General features: G+C 32.2%; 14 protein-coding genes and 3 tRNA genes. 15 read left to right on the top strand and 2 right to left on the bottom strand.

Annotated features, from left to right (window positions below):
• Position 1 precedes the first annotated feature (1 nt).
• The 12 genes from ACY3JJ_RS07360 to pfkA all read left to right on the top strand — a co-directional run bounded on the left by ACY3JJ_RS07360 (position 2) and on the right by pfkA (position 10,918).
• Complete coding sequence (locus ACY3JJ_RS07360; protein WP_463091422.1) at positions 2 to 1,873, top strand: ATP-dependent helicase; 1,872 nt, start codon at positions 2 to 4, stop codon at positions 1,871 to 1,873.
• 30 nt (positions 1,874 to 1,903) lie between these two features.
• A tRNA-Pro gene (locus ACY3JJ_RS07355) sits at positions 1,904 to 1,978 on the top strand.
• Between the two features lie 10 nt (positions 1,979 to 1,988).
• Positions 1,989 to 2,065: transfer RNA gene (locus ACY3JJ_RS07350), tRNA-Pro, on the top strand.
• Positions 2,066 to 2,077: 12 nt separating this feature from the next.
• Entirely contained in the window at positions 2,078 to 2,353 is a 276-nt protein-coding gene (locus ACY3JJ_RS07345) for an acylphosphatase (protein WP_463081841.1), read from the top strand.
• Between the two features lie 8 nt (positions 2,354 to 2,361).
• Complete coding sequence (locus tag ACY3JJ_RS07340; protein WP_463091421.1) at positions 2,362 to 3,216, top strand: spermine/spermidine synthase domain-containing protein; 855 nt, start codon at positions 2,362 to 2,364, stop codon at positions 3,214 to 3,216.
• A 7-nt stretch (positions 3,217 to 3,223) separates the two neighbouring features.
• Positions 3,224 to 3,880, top strand: a complete 657-nt coding sequence (locus tag ACY3JJ_RS07335; protein ID WP_463091420.1) for a protein-L-isoaspartate(D-aspartate) O-methyltransferase — start codon at positions 3,224 to 3,226, stop codon at positions 3,878 to 3,880.
• The gene (locus tag ACY3JJ_RS07330; protein WP_463091419.1) at positions 3,868 to 4,494 is read left to right on the top strand and encodes a uracil-DNA glycosylase; all 627 of its coding nucleotides are present in this window, start codon (positions 3,868 to 3,870) and stop codon (positions 4,492 to 4,494) included. The genes ACY3JJ_RS07335 and ACY3JJ_RS07330 overlap by 13 nt, the downstream gene beginning before the upstream one ends.
• Before the next feature lie 30 nt (positions 4,495 to 4,524).
• Positions 4,525 to 4,827: a hypothetical protein gene (locus tag ACY3JJ_RS07325; RefSeq protein WP_463091418.1), complete on the top strand. Its 303-nt coding sequence runs from the start codon at positions 4,525 to 4,527 to the stop codon at positions 4,825 to 4,827.
• A 37-nt stretch (positions 4,828 to 4,864) separates the two neighbouring features.
• Entirely contained in the window at positions 4,865 to 8,248 is a 3,384-nt protein-coding gene (locus ACY3JJ_RS07320; protein WP_463091417.1) for a DNA polymerase III subunit alpha, read from the top strand.
• Between the two features lie 59 nt (positions 8,249 to 8,307).
• Complete coding sequence (accD, locus tag ACY3JJ_RS07315; protein ID WP_463091416.1) at positions 8,308 to 9,162, top strand: acetyl-CoA carboxylase, carboxyltransferase subunit beta; 855 nt, start codon at positions 8,308 to 8,310, stop codon at positions 9,160 to 9,162.
• Positions 9,147 to 9,968, top strand: a complete 822-nt coding sequence (locus ACY3JJ_RS07310; RefSeq protein WP_463081848.1) for an acetyl-CoA carboxylase carboxyltransferase subunit alpha — start codon at positions 9,147 to 9,149, stop codon at positions 9,966 to 9,968. The genes accD and ACY3JJ_RS07310 overlap by 16 nt, the downstream gene beginning before the upstream one ends.
• On the top strand, positions 9,965 to 10,918 hold the full coding sequence (pfkA, locus tag ACY3JJ_RS07305) for a 6-phosphofructokinase (protein ID WP_463081849.1): 954 nt from the start codon (positions 9,965 to 9,967) through the stop codon (positions 10,916 to 10,918). Before ACY3JJ_RS07310 ends, pfkA begins: the two co-directional genes overlap by 4 nt.
• Before the next feature lie 11 nt (positions 10,919 to 10,929).
• Here pfkA and ACY3JJ_RS07300 read toward each other — a convergent pair.
• Positions 10,930 to 11,019, bottom strand: a tRNA-Leu gene (locus ACY3JJ_RS07300).
• 63 nt (positions 11,020 to 11,082) lie between these two features.
• Between ACY3JJ_RS07300 and ACY3JJ_RS07295 the strand changes: the two genes are divergently transcribed.
• Entirely contained in the window at positions 11,083 to 11,586 is a 504-nt protein-coding gene (locus ACY3JJ_RS07295; protein WP_463091415.1) for an HIT family protein, read from the top strand.
• Positions 11,567 to 12,019 carry a DUF2062 domain-containing protein gene (locus ACY3JJ_RS07290; protein WP_463091414.1) on the top strand — a complete coding sequence of 151 codons (453 nt, stop codon included), beginning with the start codon at positions 11,567 to 11,569 and terminating at the stop codon, positions 12,017 to 12,019. The genes ACY3JJ_RS07295 and ACY3JJ_RS07290 overlap by 20 nt, the downstream gene beginning before the upstream one ends.
• A gap of 13 nt (positions 12,020 to 12,032) precedes the next feature.
• Here ACY3JJ_RS07290 and ACY3JJ_RS07285 read toward each other — a convergent pair whose 3' ends face one another.
• On the bottom strand, positions 12,033 to 13,073 hold the full coding sequence (locus ACY3JJ_RS07285) for a 6-phosphofructokinase (protein WP_463091413.1): 1,041 nt from the start codon (positions 13,071 to 13,073) through the stop codon (positions 12,033 to 12,035).
• Positions 13,074 to 13,206: 133 nt separating this feature from the next.
• Between ACY3JJ_RS07285 and ACY3JJ_RS07280 the strand changes: the two genes are divergently transcribed.
• Positions 13,207 to 15,822 (top strand): tetratricopeptide repeat protein, encoded by a 2,616-nt coding sequence (locus ACY3JJ_RS07280; RefSeq protein ID WP_463091412.1) that lies wholly within the window; start codon positions 13,207 to 13,209, stop codon positions 15,820 to 15,822.
• The last annotated feature ends 2 nt before the right edge of the window (positions 15,823 to 15,824 follow it).

Raw genomic sequence — 15,824 nt, 5'->3', positions numbered from 1 at the left:
TATGGACTTTCTTAAAGACTTAAGTGAGGAACAGTTATCCGCAGTTTTAGATGTGGATAATCCTTTACTTGTACTTGCAGGAGCTGGAAGTGGTAAAACAAGGGTAATAACTTACAAAATAGCTTATCTCATATCTGAAAAGTATGCAAAGCCTGAAAACATTGTGGCTTTAACTTTTACGAATAAAGCAGCTTTTGAGATGAAAAGTAGGATAACAAGACTGATATCGTCAGAAGATGGTGAAAAAGTTTGGGCTGGAACTTTTCATGGATTTGGATTATATTTTTTAAAAACCTATGGAAAAAGGTTTGGGTTTCCAAGCAATTTTGTGATATATGATGAAGATGCACAAGAAGAAGTTGTAAAAGAGATACTTAAGGATTTTGCAAGAGAAAACGATTATAACTCTAAAGATATTAAAGATAAAATCTCTCGCCTAAAAGATAAGCTAATTACTCCTGAAGATTTTCAGTATATGGTTTCTAATAATTTTGATGAGATAATATTAGAAATCTATAAGAAATATGAAAATTATTTAAGGAAAAATAATGCTGTTGATTTTGCAGACCTTCTCATTTATTCTATTAAATTATTACAAGAAAATCCTGCTTTAAGAGGATATGTTCAAGACAAATTAGAATATGTTTTAGTCGATGAATATCAGGATACTAATAAGGCCCAATACGAGCTTTTTAAAATTCTTGTGGAAGATAAAAAAAGATTTTCTGTAGTTGGAGATGACGATCAAAGTATATATAGCTGGAGGGGGGCTGATTATCAAAATATTTTTAGATTGGAGAAAGATTTCAAAAATTTGAAAGTAATATTTTTAACTAAAAATTATAGATCTACACAACAAATTCTGGATATAGCAAACGCCTTAATAGTAAATAATGATAAAAGATATCCTAAAAAGTTATGGAGTGATAAAAAGAATGGAAATTATCCTATACTTTTTAGGGCTGTAAATGAAGAAGATGAGGCAAGCTTTGTGGTAAGACAAATAAAAATAGAACTTTTAAAGGGTAAAAATCCTTCTGAAATTGCAGTTTTATACAGAACAAATAGGCAATCAAGAGTGTTCGAAGAAGCCTTTATTAGGTCTAATCTTCCATATAAAGTAATAGGGGGAATAAGTTTTTTTGATAGAAAAGAAGTTAAAGATATAGTAGCATATTTAAATATCCTACATGATCCCAATGATATTATAAGCTTAAAGAGAATAATTAATGTACCTAAGAGAGGTATTGGTGAGGCTACTTTTAATTTTATAAAGGAATATTATAACAAGGGTTATTCTTTACTGGAAGCGGTTAAGGAAGTCTCAAAGACGAAGAAAGAGGTAAAAAGTTTTTTAGATATTTGGAATTATTTATTAGAAATAAAAGATAAGATTAATATTGAAGGCCTTATAGAGACTGTTATTGATAAAACTGGCTATATGAAAGAAATAGAGAAGTATGATAGAGATACTTTAGAGGTAAAAAAAGAAAATCTCTTAGAATTAATTGAGTTTAGTAGGGGGTTTTCAGAAAAAAATGATTTGGGAGAATTCCTGTCTCATCTTACGTTAAGTGGTAGTAAGATAGAAAATTCTCTTGAGAGTGATAAGATTTCTCTTATTACTCTACACAGTGTAAAAGGATTGGAGTTTGATATTGTATTTCTTGTAGGTCTTGAAGAAGGGATACTACCTCATTATAATGCAACTACAAGAGAAGAAATAGAAGAAGAGAGAAGATTGTGTTACGTGGGTATAACAAGAGCCAAGGAGAAATTATATATGTCTTACGCTTCAAAAAGATATAATAGGTATCAAGAACCATCTCGATTTGTCGAGGAAATTTCACATCTTCTAAATGTGAAAAAGTAAGTATTTTATGGTATAATAAATAACGCGAGTCGGGGCGTAGCGCAGGGGAAGCGCGTCCGTTTGGGGTGCGGAAGGTCGCTGGTTCGAGTCCAGTCGCCCCGACCATCTTATTATGCGGGGCGTAGCGCAGTTGGCTAGCGCGCCTGCTTCGGGAGTAGGAGGTCGCTGGTTCAAGTCCAGTCGCCCCGACCAATTTGGTTGTTTATGAAGAAGTATTTTCATGTCTATATTTCAGGAGTAGTTCAGGGAGTTGGTTTTAGATATTTTGCCTATAAGTGGGCAAAGCGTCTTGGTATTTTAGGTTATGTGAGAAATCTAAATGATGGAAGAGTGGAAGTAGAAGCTATAGGAGAAGAAGAAGCATTAAAACTTTTTTTGGAAAAATTAAAAGAAGGTCCCTTAGGAGCAATAGTGGAAAAGGTTGATGTGGTTTGGAGCGATGAAAATATAAATAACTTTACTGATTTTGAGATAAGATGAAAGGGACTATGAAAAATTATAGATGGTATGTAGACACAGTTGCTGAAGATCAGCTACATTGCTATATGGTAGAGGAAGTTTTGGTTGACATTGTTTCCTATTATCAAAAGATTCAAATTATTAAAAATCCAACCTATGGAAAATGTTTGATAATAGATGGAAAAATTCAGTCCGCAGAAAAGGATGAATTCATATATCATGAAGCTCTTATTCATCCTTCTATGATATTGCACCCTAATCCTTATAAGATATTAGTTGTTGGTGCAGGAGAAGGAGCTACCCTCAGAGAGCTTTTAAAATATAACTATGTGGAAATTGTTGCAATTGAAATTGATCCTGAAGTAGTTGAGTTTTCTGAAAAGTATTTATGGGAATGGCATCAAGGTTCTTTTAAAAGTGAGAAAGTTAAATTAATATTTCAAGATGGATGGGAATTTGTTAAGAATACAAAGGATAAATTTGATATTGTGGTTTTAGATCTACCTGAACCGTACCCTGATACTCCTGCTTACCGATTATATTTACCAGAGTTTTATTTTATGGTTTGGAATATATTAGACGATAATGGAATATTAGTTACACAGGGAGATACAACACAATTAGGGCAAGAATATAGGCATTTTTGGATAAGGGATAATTTAAAGAAAGTATTTTCTAATTCATATTCATACCAGACTTTTATTCCTTCATTTGATAGTAGTTGGGGATTTTTGATTGGTTTTAAGGATGTGAGTGTCTCACCATTCTTACAAAGAGATGAAATTAATAAGCGGATAAAGGAAAGAATTCACGGTGAATTAAAATTTTATGATGGAGACACTCATTTATCTTTATTTTATATTCCTAAGTATTTAAGAAGTTGAATTGACTTTGGATTTTAAAGATACTGATTTATTCAAACAAAAAAGAGGAAATTTAGTAGAGATATTAAGGAATGAAGGAATAAAATCTCCTGACGTTCTTAATGCTATTAGTAAAGTTCCAAGACATCTTTTTGTACCCCAAGAGTATATAGATTTAGCTTATGTAAATGAAGCATTACCAATAGGTTTTGGGCAGACCATATCCCAGCCTTATGTGGTAGCCATAATGACAGAAGCTTTAGGACTTACTAAAAAGGAAAAAGTCTTAGAGATAGGTACAGGTTCTGGTTATCAGGCAGCAATATTGGCTGAACTCTCAAAGGAAGTATATACAATTGAGCGGATCAGAGAACTGTCAGAGAGAGCCCAAAAAATTTTAAAATTTTTAGGTTATACTAATATATATTTTAAGGTAGGAGATGGTACTTTGGGTTGGGAAGAAAAAGCGCCTTTTGACAGGATTATTGTAACGGCTGCATCTTACGATGTTCCTCTTCCTCTATGGGAGCAGTTAGAAGAGGGGGGAATTATGGTTATTCCCATAGGAGGGAGAGATTTTCAAAATTTATATAAGATTATTAAAAAAAATGGCAAAATGTTGAAGGAAAATCTTGGAGGTGTTAGATTTGTCCAGTTGAAAGGAGAGTTTGGATGGAAGGATTAGATAAAATAAGAAGTTTAGCTGAGTTGTTACGAGAAGCAGAAAGGTGTAAAAATTGTCCATTATGGGATGAAAGAACTAATTTAGTTTTTGGCGAAGGAAATCCTAATGCTGTTATTATGTTTGTTGGTGAAGCACCTGGTTTTCATGAAGATCAACAAGGTAGGCCTTTTGTTGGGGCTGCAGGAAAGCTTTTAACAGAACTTATTGAATCCTTGGGGTTGAAAAGGGAAGATGTATATATAGCCAATGTTTTAAAATGTAGACCTCCTAATAATAGGGATCCTCTTCCAGAAGAGATCAATGCTTGTTATCCTTTTTTAAAAAAACAGATAGAAATAATTAGTCCACAAATATTATGTGCTTTAGGAAGGCACGCTGCCTATGTATTATTAGGGCATACAGTGAATATGAACACATCTCATGGTAAATACTATCAAGTTGATGGGAGGTTGGTATTTGTAACGTATCATCCAGCTGCGGCTTTATATCATGGGAAGCTTCTTGATGGAATTAAAAAAGATTTTATTGAACTTAAAAAATTATATGATGATGTTATACAGCAAAAGGAAGAGCAAAACAAAAAGGGAGAAAAAGAACAACTTTCCTTTTGGTAAAAAATATTAATTGAAAGGAGAGGATTTATAATGGATAAAGATTCTGTCCTTAAGGGATTAGATGGATTTTCTAAACTTGCAAAGCAAGATATTCTTATGAGTGTGAATACAGAAAACCCAGATTATTGGAGAAAAAATGCAGAAGCAAGAGACAGTAAGTATAAGGAGCTTTATAAAAGTATAGAGGAAAAGGGATTAGAAGAGACAATAAAGTTTGCTATTGAAGAATATAAAAATTTAATAAATGATGAAAGTGATCCAGAATTAAGAGGGAAAAAAAGAGCATTAGAGAGTTTTTTTGTTCTCTTGGGTTTAGATCCTTCTCAGTTATAATACAAAAGTAATATTTTTTTGAAACTTGGCGATATGTATGGGATTTGTACATCTCCATGTACATTCAGAGTATAGTTTGCTTGATGGTGCCTGTAAGCTTGATGAATTGGTAGAAAAAGCTGTTAATTTTAACATGCCTGCTGTAGCTTTAACAGACCATGGTGTAATGTATGGTGTTATTGATTTTTATAAAATAACGAAAGAGAAGGGAATTAAACCTATAATTGGTTGTGAAGTATATGTAACTCCAGATTCACGCTTTGAGAAAAAAGGCCAAAGAGGAGATCTTTTTCATTTAATTCTTCTTGCAAAAGATTTTGGGGGTTATAAAAATTTAACCAAATTAGTTAGCTTGTCTTTTATAGAGGGCTTCTATTATAAACCAAGGGTTGATAAAGAACTTTTAAGAGAATATTCAAGAGGATTAATAGCTCTTACAAGTTGTCTTGCTGGAGAAGTACCTACCTACATCCTAAACAACAGAATAGACAAAGCAAAAGAAGCTATAAAAGAGTATTTAGATATATTTGGAGAAGATTTCTATTTGGAACTTCAAGATAATGGTTTAGAAGAACAAAAATATGTTAATGAAAAATTAATTGAATTGTCTAAAGAATTTAGTGTCCCTCTTGTAGCTACTAATGATGTGCATTATTTAAATAAAGAAGATGCTGAGATTCATGATATCCTCCTATGTATTCAAACAGGATCTAAATTAAACGACAAAGATAGGTTAAGATTTAAAACAAATGAATTTTATTTTAAATCAGAAGAAGAGATGTCTAAAATTTTTGAAAGTATACCTGTAGCTTTAGAAAACACAGTAAAAATTGCAGAAAAATGTAATTTAGAACTACCTTTAAACAAGGTTATTTTACCAGTATTTGAAGTACCTGAAGGTGAAACATTAGATTCTTACTTTGAAAGACTTTGTTGGGAAGGGGCAAGAAAAAGATTTGGAGATAATATTCCAAATCACATTAGAGAAAGATTAGAATACGAAATTTCAGTAATAAAACAAATGGGATTTTCTGGATATTTCTTAATTGTACAGGACTTTGTAAGGTATGCAAAGAGTAAAGGGATTCCAGTAGGTCCTGGAAGAGGTTCTGCTGCAGGATCTTTGGTTTCCTATGTTTTAGGGATTACAAATATTGAGCCTACAAGATGGGGATTGATATTTGAAAGATTTTTAAATCCTGAGAGAATAACAATGCCTGATATTGATATTGATTTTTGTTTTGAAAGAAGAGAAGAAGTTATTGATTATGTAAGAAATAAATATGGTAAAGAACATGTGGCTCAAATTATTACTTTTGGTACTATGGCAGCTCGTGCATCTGTAAGAGATGTGGGTAGAGTTTTAAATGTTCCTTATAACGAAGTAGATAGAATTGCAAAATTAATACCTCCTAACAGTAGTATAGAGGAAGCTTTACAAAGTTCACAAGAATTACAAAATCTTGTAGAAAATAATGCTCAAGCTAAAAAGATTATTGATATTGCAAAAAGGATCGAAGGACACGCAAGGCATGCTTCAATACATGCTGCTGGTTTAGTTATTTCTAAGGATCCACTAATAGAGTATGTGCCTCTCCAAGTAATGAATAGCAGTGAAATTGTAACTCAATTTCCAATGACAAATTTAGAAGAACTTGGACTATTAAAGATGGATTTTCTTGGTTTAAGAACTCTTACTGTAATTTATGATACTTTGGAAAAGATAAAAGAAAATTATGGAGTTGATATAGATATAGATAATTTACCGCTGGATGATCCTAAGGTTTATGAATTGTTACAGAAAGGTGAGACGATAGGAGTCTTTCAATTAGAGAGTAGAGGAATGAGAAATCTTTTAAGAGAAATAAAGCCAGAAAAATTTGAAGACTTAATAGCAGTATTAGCTTTATATAGGCCTGGTCCTTTAGGAAGATTAGAAAGTTATATAAAGAGAAAGAGAGGAGAAGAAAAAGTAGAATATATGCATCCTTCTTTAGAACCTATTCTTTCAGAAACCTATGGCGTGATTATATATCAAGAACAGGTTATGGAAATTGCTCATAGATTGGCAGGATTTTCATTAGGACAAGCTGATGTTTTAAGAAGGGCTATGGGTAAAAAGAAGCCAGAAGTTATGGAAGAGCAAAGAGAGATATTTGTTAAAGGTGCAAAAGAGAGAGGTATTCCAGAAGAGGTAGCTAAGGATATATTTGAGGATATGGCAAAATTTGCAGAATATGGTTTTAATAAGTCTCATAGTGCAGCTTATGCCTATGTGTCTTATCAAACTGCTTTTCTTAAAGTTTATTATCCAAAGGAATTTATGTCATCATTATTAACAAGTGTGAGAAGTAATACTTCAAAGTTAAGTAAATATATAGCAGAAGCCAAAAGAATGGGTATTAAAATTCTACCCCCAGATGTAAATGAAAGTATGGTTCATTTTACAGTTACAAATGAAGGAATAAGATTTGGACTTTCTGCTGTAAAAAATGTGGGTGAGGGAGTTGCTGTAGCAATTGTAAATGAGAGAGATAAAGGTAAATTTAAATCTGTTTTAGATTTTGTTAGAAGATTGAATTCTCGAGTGATTAATAAAAGAACTTTAGAAAGCTTGATAAAAAGTGGTGCTTTTGATAGTTTTGAATTAAGTAGAAGATCTTTACTTGAAAATATTGATAAGCTTTTAGATTCAGTACAATCGACTAAAAAGGTGCCAGTAACACAAGCATCCTTAATAGATACTATGGAATTAATTAGAGATCCAATGATTATGAATACTGAAGAATTTACTTTGGAAGAAATAATGGAGATGGAAAAAGAGATGCTCGGTCTTTATGTTTCCTATGATCCTCAAGAAGAATTGAGAGAAATATCACAAAAACTCTTTGAAAATACTATTGATGAGTTGGTAGATGTTGAATCTGGAAGCTGGATTATCGTGCCTGGGATTCTTAAGAATGTGAGGGAAATTTTAGATAGAAAGAACCAAAAAATGCTTTTTGCAACATTAGAAGACTACACAGGTAAAGCTGATATAATTGTTTTTTCTTCTGTTTATAATAATTTTAAGGATGTTTTACAAGAAGGTAAGAGAGTTGTGGTAGGAGGTAAGTTAGAAGTAGATAAAGATGAAAATGAGGAAATAGTAAAAATTATGGTAGAACAGGTAGATGAATTGGATGGAAATGTTCTTTTAATTAATTTAAACGCAAATAGAACGTATGAGTTGATTTATAAAATTAGGGAGATATTAAAAAATAGAAAAGGATTAACGCCTGTGATAATAAAGGTTGATAATGAAAAAATTTTAATATCACCTGAATTTTGGATTAAATGGAATGAGGATATCAAAAAAGATCTAATTCAACTATTTAAGTTTGGTGTTACTTTTGAACTAAGACATATAAAAGATCTGTAATTAGCTAAAATAACTTTGTATGGTAAAATAATCAAAAATTAAAATTTTAAGGAGGGGAAATGTTTAGGGATTTTCTAAGAAGAAATGAAAACAAAGATAAATTTAGAGATATTCCCGATGGTTTATGGATTAAATGTCCTCAATGTTCTCAAATCATCTATTCCAAGGATTGGAATGAAAATCTAAAAGTATGTATAAAATGTGGATATCATGATCAGTTAACCGCATACGAACGCATAGATCTTTTAATTGACGATGGCACTTTTGAGGAATTTGATGCTCATATTTCACCTATTGATATACTCAGTTTTATAGATACAAAACCCTATACCCAAAGAATAAAAGAGGCACAAGAAGCTACCGGTTTAAAAGATGCCATTATTGTTGGTAAAGGGGAGATTAATGGAATTCCTGTTCATATAATAGTGATGGATTTTAGATTCATTGGGGGCAGTATGGGGTCAGTTGTAGGAGAAAAAGTGGTGAGAACAATTGAAAGAGCATTAAGAGATAGAATGCCTGTGGTTAGTGTAATATCTTCAGGAGGAGCAAGAATGCAAGAAGGTCTTTTTTCTTTATTTCAAATGGCAAAAACAAGTGCTGCAATTGCAAGACTAAATGAGGCTAAAATACCATATATCAATGTGTTAACACATCCATCAACTGCAGGTGTCTTAGCAAGTTTTGGTTCCTTAGGAGATGTAATTATTGCTGAACCAGGTGCACTAATTGGTTTTACAGGGCCTCGAGTTATTGAACAAACAATTAAACAGAAGCTTCCGGAGGGATTTCAAAGGTCAGAGTTTTTATTAGAGCATGGTATGGTAGATTTAGTAGTAGAAAGGAAGAAGCTTAAAAATACTTTATTTATAATATTGACTCATCTTTGGAGGAAATCATGGAAAGAAGATTAACTCCTTGGGAGAGAATACTTCTTGCAAGACACCCAAACCGTCCTACCTTTTCTGATTTTTTAGATGCATTGTTTGACAATTTTATTGAATTACATGGAGATAGGTTATATGGTGATGATTCTGCAATCATCGCAGGGTTAGGGACTTTTAATGATGAAAGTGTGGTAATTATAGGTCAAGAGAAGGGGAAGTCTGTTCAAGAAAAGATGAAAAGGAATTTTGGTATGCCCCATCCTGAAGGTTACAGAAAAGCTTTAAGAGTTATGAAGATAGCAGAGAAATTTTCTTTACCAGTAATATCCTTTATTGATACGGCAGGAGCATATCCAGGTATAGGTGCTGAAGAAAGAGGACAAGCTTGGGCAATAGCTCAAAATTTAAAAGAAATGTCTGTATTAAAAACCCCAATAATAGTAGTAGTTTTAAGTGAAGGTGGAAGTGGTGGTGCTTTAGGAATAGGGGTTGGAGATTATATAATGATACTTGAAAATGCCTATTACTCGGTAATATCTCCAGAGGGTTGTGCGTCAATTTTGTTTAGGGATTCTTCTAAAGCTCCCGAGGCTGCTGAGGCTCTTAAGATTACTGCTGAAGATCTTTATAAGTTAGGTCTTGTTGATGAGGTAATTCCAGAGCCTAATGGGGGTGCTCATCAGGATTTTGAAGGGACAATTAATAATTTGAGATTAGCTTTAAGGAGGGTATTGAAGAGGTTGAGAGAGAAGGAAATAAAAATCTTATTAGAAGAAAGATGGTTGAAGTTAAGAAATTATGGAAGATTTCAAGAGGAGGAAAAAGAAAAATGAAGGTAGGGGTACTTACTAGTGGTGGTGATGCGCCTGGAATGAATTCTGCAATTAGAGCTATTGTCAGATATGGATTATCTAAAAATTTAGAAATTATAGGGATTGAAAGGGGATATCAGGGTTTAATTGAAGGGGATTTTAGAAGGCTTGGAAGAGATGATGTGAGTGAAATTGTTCAACGCGGTGGAACAATTTTACATACTGCTCGATCAAAGGATTTTGAAAAGGAAGAGGGTATTTTGAAAGCTATAGAGAACATAAAAAATCAAAACATAGATGGTTTAATTGTAATTGGTGGAGAGGGTTCTCTTAAAGGAGCTTTTGAGCTATATAAGAGAGGTATAAAAGTAGTAGGAATTCCAGGAAGTATAGATAATGATATATGGGGAACTGACTTTTCAATAGGTTTTGACACTGCGTGTAATAATGTTATTGATGCTATAAATAAAATAAGGGATACAGCTGCTGCTCATGAGAGGACTTTTGTTATAGAAGTTATGGGTAGGGAGTGTGGATATATAGCTTTTGTTGCTGGATTAGTTAGTGGTGCGGATATTGTGCTTATTCCCGAGGTACCTATAGATTTTCCTTATATTACAGAAAAATTAAAAGAAAGGCAAAAAAGGAATAAAAGACATAATATTATAGTGGTTGCGGAGGGAGTTGGAAGTGCTTATTTTATTGGAAAACAAATTGAGGATAGGGTAGGTATACCTACTCGTATTGTTGTACTTGGACACATACAAAGAGGAGGATCCCCATCAGTATTCGATAGGACTATAGCAACTTTTATGGGTGTGGAAGCTGTGAAAGTTCTAATGAATGGGTTTTCGGGAGTAATGATAGGATGGCAAAATAATACTACTGTTTCTGTCTCTTTAGAGGATGTAATAAATAATAAGAAAAGAGTACCTTCTGAATTGTATTGGGAGATGGAAAAGATATGGTAAGATTAAAATTTTGGTGCCGAAGGCCGGAGTCGAACCGGCACGGGTGTTACCCACCCACCAGATTTTGAGTCTGGCGCGTCTGCCAATTCCGCCACTTCGGCACTTTTTATAAATATTAACTTTTAAAGCTATATTTTGTCAAGTGTAAAGGAAGGAGAGAGAAGATGAAAAGACTTTTTTGTCCATGGAGGATAAAATATGTTACAGCTGAAAAATCAAAGGAATGTATATTTTGTACAAAGCCTATGGAAAGTAAAGATGAAGAGAACTACATATTATTAAGAGGTGAATATAATTTCATAATCCTGAATTTATATCCTTATAATAATGGACATTTAATGATAGTACCTTATAAGCATACAAATGATATTTTATCTATTGATAAAGAAACATTACAAGAAATGATGTTTCTACTGCAGGTATCTGTCGAGGCGTTAAATAATATCATGAAACCTCATGGTTTTAATATTGGTATGAATATAGGAGAGGTAGCTGGTGCAGGTATATCAGAGCACTTACATTTACATGTTGTCCCAAGATGGAATGGTGATTCAAATTTTATGGTAGTTATAGGTGATACTAAAGTAATACCAGAGGATTTAGCATCTACATATAAAAAATTAAAGCCTGTAATTGAAAAAATCTATAATGAAAAAAAGAAGTATTAAGAGATTTCTGAGATATATTTATTTAAAGCTTGTAAGAATTCAAGATACACCAGAGAAAATATCTTTAAGCTTCAGTATAGGAGTGTTTATTGGAATTTTTCCTACTTTTGGATTAGGTGGAGTTATAATGATTTTTATTTGTTACATATTTAAACTCAATTATCTTGCGGGCATTTTAGGAACATTCATAATGAACTACTTTACATCTCCCTTTTTTTGGACATTGAGTTATATATTAGGAGATTTTATAACAACAGGAAAAGTTAGATGGCGTGGATTAGAAAGAACAGGTGCAAAAATTTTTATTCTAAGATATCTTTTGGGAAATCTTATTATATCAATTTTATTTTCAATTTTATCTTTTTTTGTTGTGAAAGATATTATAATCACATATAGAAAAAGGAAGAGGAAGGTAAAACCCCCCTCTTCCTAAAAAGTCTTCGTTTTTATTTATTAAAGAATGTTTTTACACTTTCGTAAAATGCTGGATCAACATTCTTGGTTTTTCCTTCAATTAGTGTAATATCTACTGGTACTAATTCGCTTCCTTTTACTGCAATAAAGTAACCAGATTTACCTTCATGTACTAAATCAACTGCTGTTTTACCAAGTAATAATCCTAAGATTCTATCTCTAATAGAAGGACTTCCTCCTCTTTGAAGATGGCTAAGTATTACAGCTCTTGTTTCGATTCCAATATTTTTCTGAATTTCCTCTGCTAAGACATTACCTACTCCGCCCAATCTTATATGTCCAAAAGCGTCGACCATTCCTTCTTGTCCCTTTTGGTATGTGAAACCAGGTAACTGTACACCTTCAGCTATGGCTACTACTGCATACGTATGACCCCTAGCATATAGTTTTCTTATATGATTATATAATTCTTCAAGATTTGGTTCTACTTCGGGAATTAAAATATAATCTGCTCCACCTGCCAATCCTCCATAAAGAGCAAGCCATCCAGCATGTCTACCCATTATTTCGACTACTATTACTCTTGCATGAGATTTTGCAGTATCTCTTAATCTTTTAATAGCATCTACTACTACCTCTACTGCTGTATCAAAACCAAGTGTATAATCTGTTTCTTCTAAGTCTTTATCTATGGTTTTTGGGATTCCAATCATGGGAAGTCCAAGCTTGCTAAATTTTGATGCTACTCCCAGGGTATCTTCTCCACCAATAGCTATTAGGGCATCTAAATTTAGTTTCTTAAAACTTTCGATGCATTTTTGTACATCCTCTTCCTTCTTAAATGGGTTTGTTCTTGAACTACCTAATATGGTTCCACCAATTTCTAATATGTCTTCCACATCTTCTAATTTTAAGGGTATGGCATCTGCTTTAATAAGACCAGCCCAACCGTATTTTAATCCTATAACTTCATCTCCATAATCTAAAGCTCTCATAACTACTCCACGTATAGCTGGGTTGAGGCCTGGACAATCTCCACCACCGGTAAGCACACCTATACGTTTTTTACTCATTTTTCATCCTCCTTTTGTTAAATTTTAATGGTTATTATGATTTTATTATTAAGTGGAAAAATTGACAAGGTTTTTAACCCTTGTTAGACTTTATTACTATGGTTAAAACTAATATTTTTGAGGGAGAGTTAGGATGAAGAAAAAAGTTAATAAGATTGAAGAGAAATATACTGACCATTATCTTAGACTCTTTATTTTTGCATCTTTGTTATTATTAATTTTCTTAGTACCTATTACTCAACCCCATTTTTTGCGGATACACGATGTTTCAGAGCTACCTAAGGTAACATTAATAAGAATATTAGGTAGTTTAGCTTTATTACTTGTCGGTCTTTGGTTAATTTTAGGAAAAAGAGAATTTATACTACCTCCTAAGAGTGTTTCTATATGGATTTTTTTGTTCTTAATTTCTTGGATTTTATCTACAATTTTTTCAACTAATTTTTATCTAAGCTTTTTTGGTTCCTATATGAGACAGATGGGGTTTCTTAGCTATTTCTTTTATTTTGTTATTTTTTTCCTTATCTATGATATTGTTGATTCTCGAAAAGAACAAAACTATTTTTTCTGGGCAATAATTTTCTCTACAGTTATTGTAACTTTTGTTGGAATTTTACAGATATACAGATTGATGCCTTGGTTTGAGAAGGTAAGAACTGAATCACGAATTATTTCTACCTTAGGGCATGCTGATTTTTTAGGCCATTTTTTAGTAATGGTTATTCCTATTATTTTGTCAAAGATTTACACCTCGGAAGAATACTATTCAAGAATATTATATCTTCTAATTTTTCTTTCTTCTTTTTTAGTTTTATTAGGTAGTTATACACGTGGTTCCTGGATAGCCTTCATTATATCTCTGGTATTCTATTATGGATATATGTTTTTAAGAAATAGAAATTTTATAAAGAAAAATTCTATAATCACAATATTGCTAATCGTAGGAATGATATTTACAGTAGGAATCTTCTATTTTACAGAACAAGAATACTATATAAAAAGACAAAATTTAGGAGTTTTCTCGTTAAAGGAAAGATTCCAAAGTATTGGTGTAGGATTAGGAGTTACACAATCAAATCCTCGTGTATTGACGTGGAGAGATAGTATTAATCTTTTTACGGATAAAATTTTAAAATCACCAAGGTTACTGATAGGACTTGGTCCTGAAACTTTCTCTTTCAATTTTACTCCATATAAGTCCTTAGATCTTGCAAGATATGATCGGGGTAAAGGATATCCGGATAGGGAACATAATGAGTTTCTTGATATTCTATTTCCTCTTGGCATTTTTGGCCTTCTATCTTTTTGTATGATATTAATAAATACTTTCAGAAACGGTATTTACATGATTGATAAAATTCCTAATTCAGAGAGGATATTATATTTAGGGGTTATTTCAGGGTGGATTAGTTTTATCATCCAAAGTTTGGTTCTTTTTGGATTATCAGCTACATATCTTTATTTTTGGTCTCTTACTGCTTTTATACTTCTATCCTATAAATTTTATGATTCTGATAAAGTATGGAAGATAGATGTGAGGAATCTGCCTCATATGTTAAAAAGTATTCTATTTATTATGTTTACTTTTATTAGTTTGTTTAGCATTTATATATCAGCAAGATTTTTCAGAGCAGAGGTGTTTTATAGATTCGGTTTGGATTACTCTGTTACAGGAGATGCAGGAAAGGCATCAGCTTTATTTGAGGAAGCAATTAGACTTCGTCCTCAAGAATCAGCATTTAGAGAAGCAGCAGTAAAGGCCTATTTAAATATAATAGGAGCTATTACTAATGAAAATGATAAAAATTATGCCTTTAATAGAGGTTTATATCATATTGAGGGTATGCTTAAAAATGCATATTACAGATCTTTAACATATAACCTTGTAGGAGCATTTTATGCACAGTCTTATCATTATTTAGGAGAAAAGGATAAAAGTTTACTATATAAAGCTGAAGAAAGTTTATATAAAGCTTTATCTTATGATAAATATTCAGTACCGCCTATGGAAAATTTGATAAGATTATATTCTTTTGATTTGAAAGATCAGAATAAAGCGTTGGAAATCGCAAAAAGGATATTAGAAATAGATCCTAATCATGAAGAAGCATTGAATTATATGGCACAATACTACTATGGGAAGGGGAAATATGAAGAAGCAAAGAATATTTATGAAAATCTCCTTAGTCAAAAACCGGACAGTAAGGATTTGTATGTCAATTTAGGATTAATTTATTATCAGTTGAAAAATTATAAGAAAGCTGAGGAGTTATTATTGAAAGCACTATATTATGATCCCTATGACGATAAAATTTTAGCCCTTTTAAAGAAAGTTTACGAAGCTTGGGGAGTCAATAAATCTTTACCCCAAATAAAATTAAACGATAAGGTTTTAGTACAAAGGGGTCTTGACTATTATAATAATAAAAATTATCAGAAAGCCATAGAGCTTTTTGAGAAAGCATTAGAGGCAAATCCTAACTCTTTTGAAGCTATGAATAATATTGGGGCTTGTTATTATATGTTGGGAGATTATGATAATGCTGAGTATTGGTTTTCAAAAGCAATAAATGCTAAAATTGACTATATTCAAGCTTATTCTAATCTTGCTTATGTTTTAATACAAAAAGGAAAGATAGATATGGCTGAAAAAATTATAAAGGATGGACTTAAATACAAGCCTAACGATGAATCTTTAAAGAGTCTATTAAATGAAGTGGAAAAACTTAAGGGGAAAGGGAGTAATTAAAA

This window comes from Dictyoglomus sp. DH (assembly GCF_055181375.1).
Note: the sequence above shows the minus strand (reverse complement) of the source record. Positions and strands in the feature narration are given on the sequence as shown.

What these genes read in the sequence shown, in the direction of transcription:
- ACY3JJ_RS07360 (WP_463091422.1), top strand. Translation starts at nt 2, where the DNA reads ATGGACTTTCTTAAAGACTTAAGTGAGGAACAGTTATCCGCAGTTTTA.
- ACY3JJ_RS07345 (WP_463081841.1), top strand. Translation starts at nt 2,078, where the DNA reads ATGAAGAAGTATTTTCATGTCTATATTTCAGGAGTAGTTCAGGGAGTT.
- ACY3JJ_RS07340 (WP_463091421.1), top strand. Translation starts at nt 2,362, where the DNA reads ATGAAAAATTATAGATGGTATGTAGACACAGTTGCTGAAGATCAGCTA.
- ACY3JJ_RS07330 (WP_463091419.1), top strand. Translation starts at nt 3,868, where the DNA reads ATGGAAGGATTAGATAAAATAAGAAGTTTAGCTGAGTTGTTACGAGAA.
- ACY3JJ_RS07325 (WP_463091418.1), top strand. Translation starts at nt 4,525, where the DNA reads ATGGATAAAGATTCTGTCCTTAAGGGATTAGATGGATTTTCTAAACTT.
- ACY3JJ_RS07320 (WP_463091417.1), top strand. Translation starts at nt 4,865, where the DNA reads ATGGGATTTGTACATCTCCATGTACATTCAGAGTATAGTTTGCTTGAT.
- accD (WP_463091416.1), top strand. Translation starts at nt 8,308, where the DNA reads ATGTTTAGGGATTTTCTAAGAAGAAATGAAAACAAAGATAAATTTAGA.
- ACY3JJ_RS07310 (WP_463081848.1), top strand. Translation starts at nt 9,147, where the DNA reads ATGGAAAGAAGATTAACTCCTTGGGAGAGAATACTTCTTGCAAGACAC.
- pfkA (WP_463081849.1), top strand. Translation starts at nt 9,965, where the DNA reads ATGAAGGTAGGGGTACTTACTAGTGGTGGTGATGCGCCTGGAATGAAT.
- ACY3JJ_RS07295 (WP_463091415.1), top strand. Translation starts at nt 11,083, where the DNA reads ATGAAAAGACTTTTTTGTCCATGGAGGATAAAATATGTTACAGCTGAA.
- ACY3JJ_RS07290 (WP_463091414.1), top strand. Translation starts at nt 11,567, where the DNA reads ATGAAAAAAAGAAGTATTAAGAGATTTCTGAGATATATTTATTTAAAG.
- ACY3JJ_RS07285 (WP_463091413.1), bottom strand. Translation starts at nt 13,073, where the DNA reads ATGAGTAAAAAACGTATAGGTGTGCTTACCGGTGGTGGAGATTGTCCA.
- ACY3JJ_RS07280 (WP_463091412.1), top strand. Translation starts at nt 13,207, where the DNA reads ATGAAGAAAAAAGTTAATAAGATTGAAGAGAAATATACTGACCATTAT.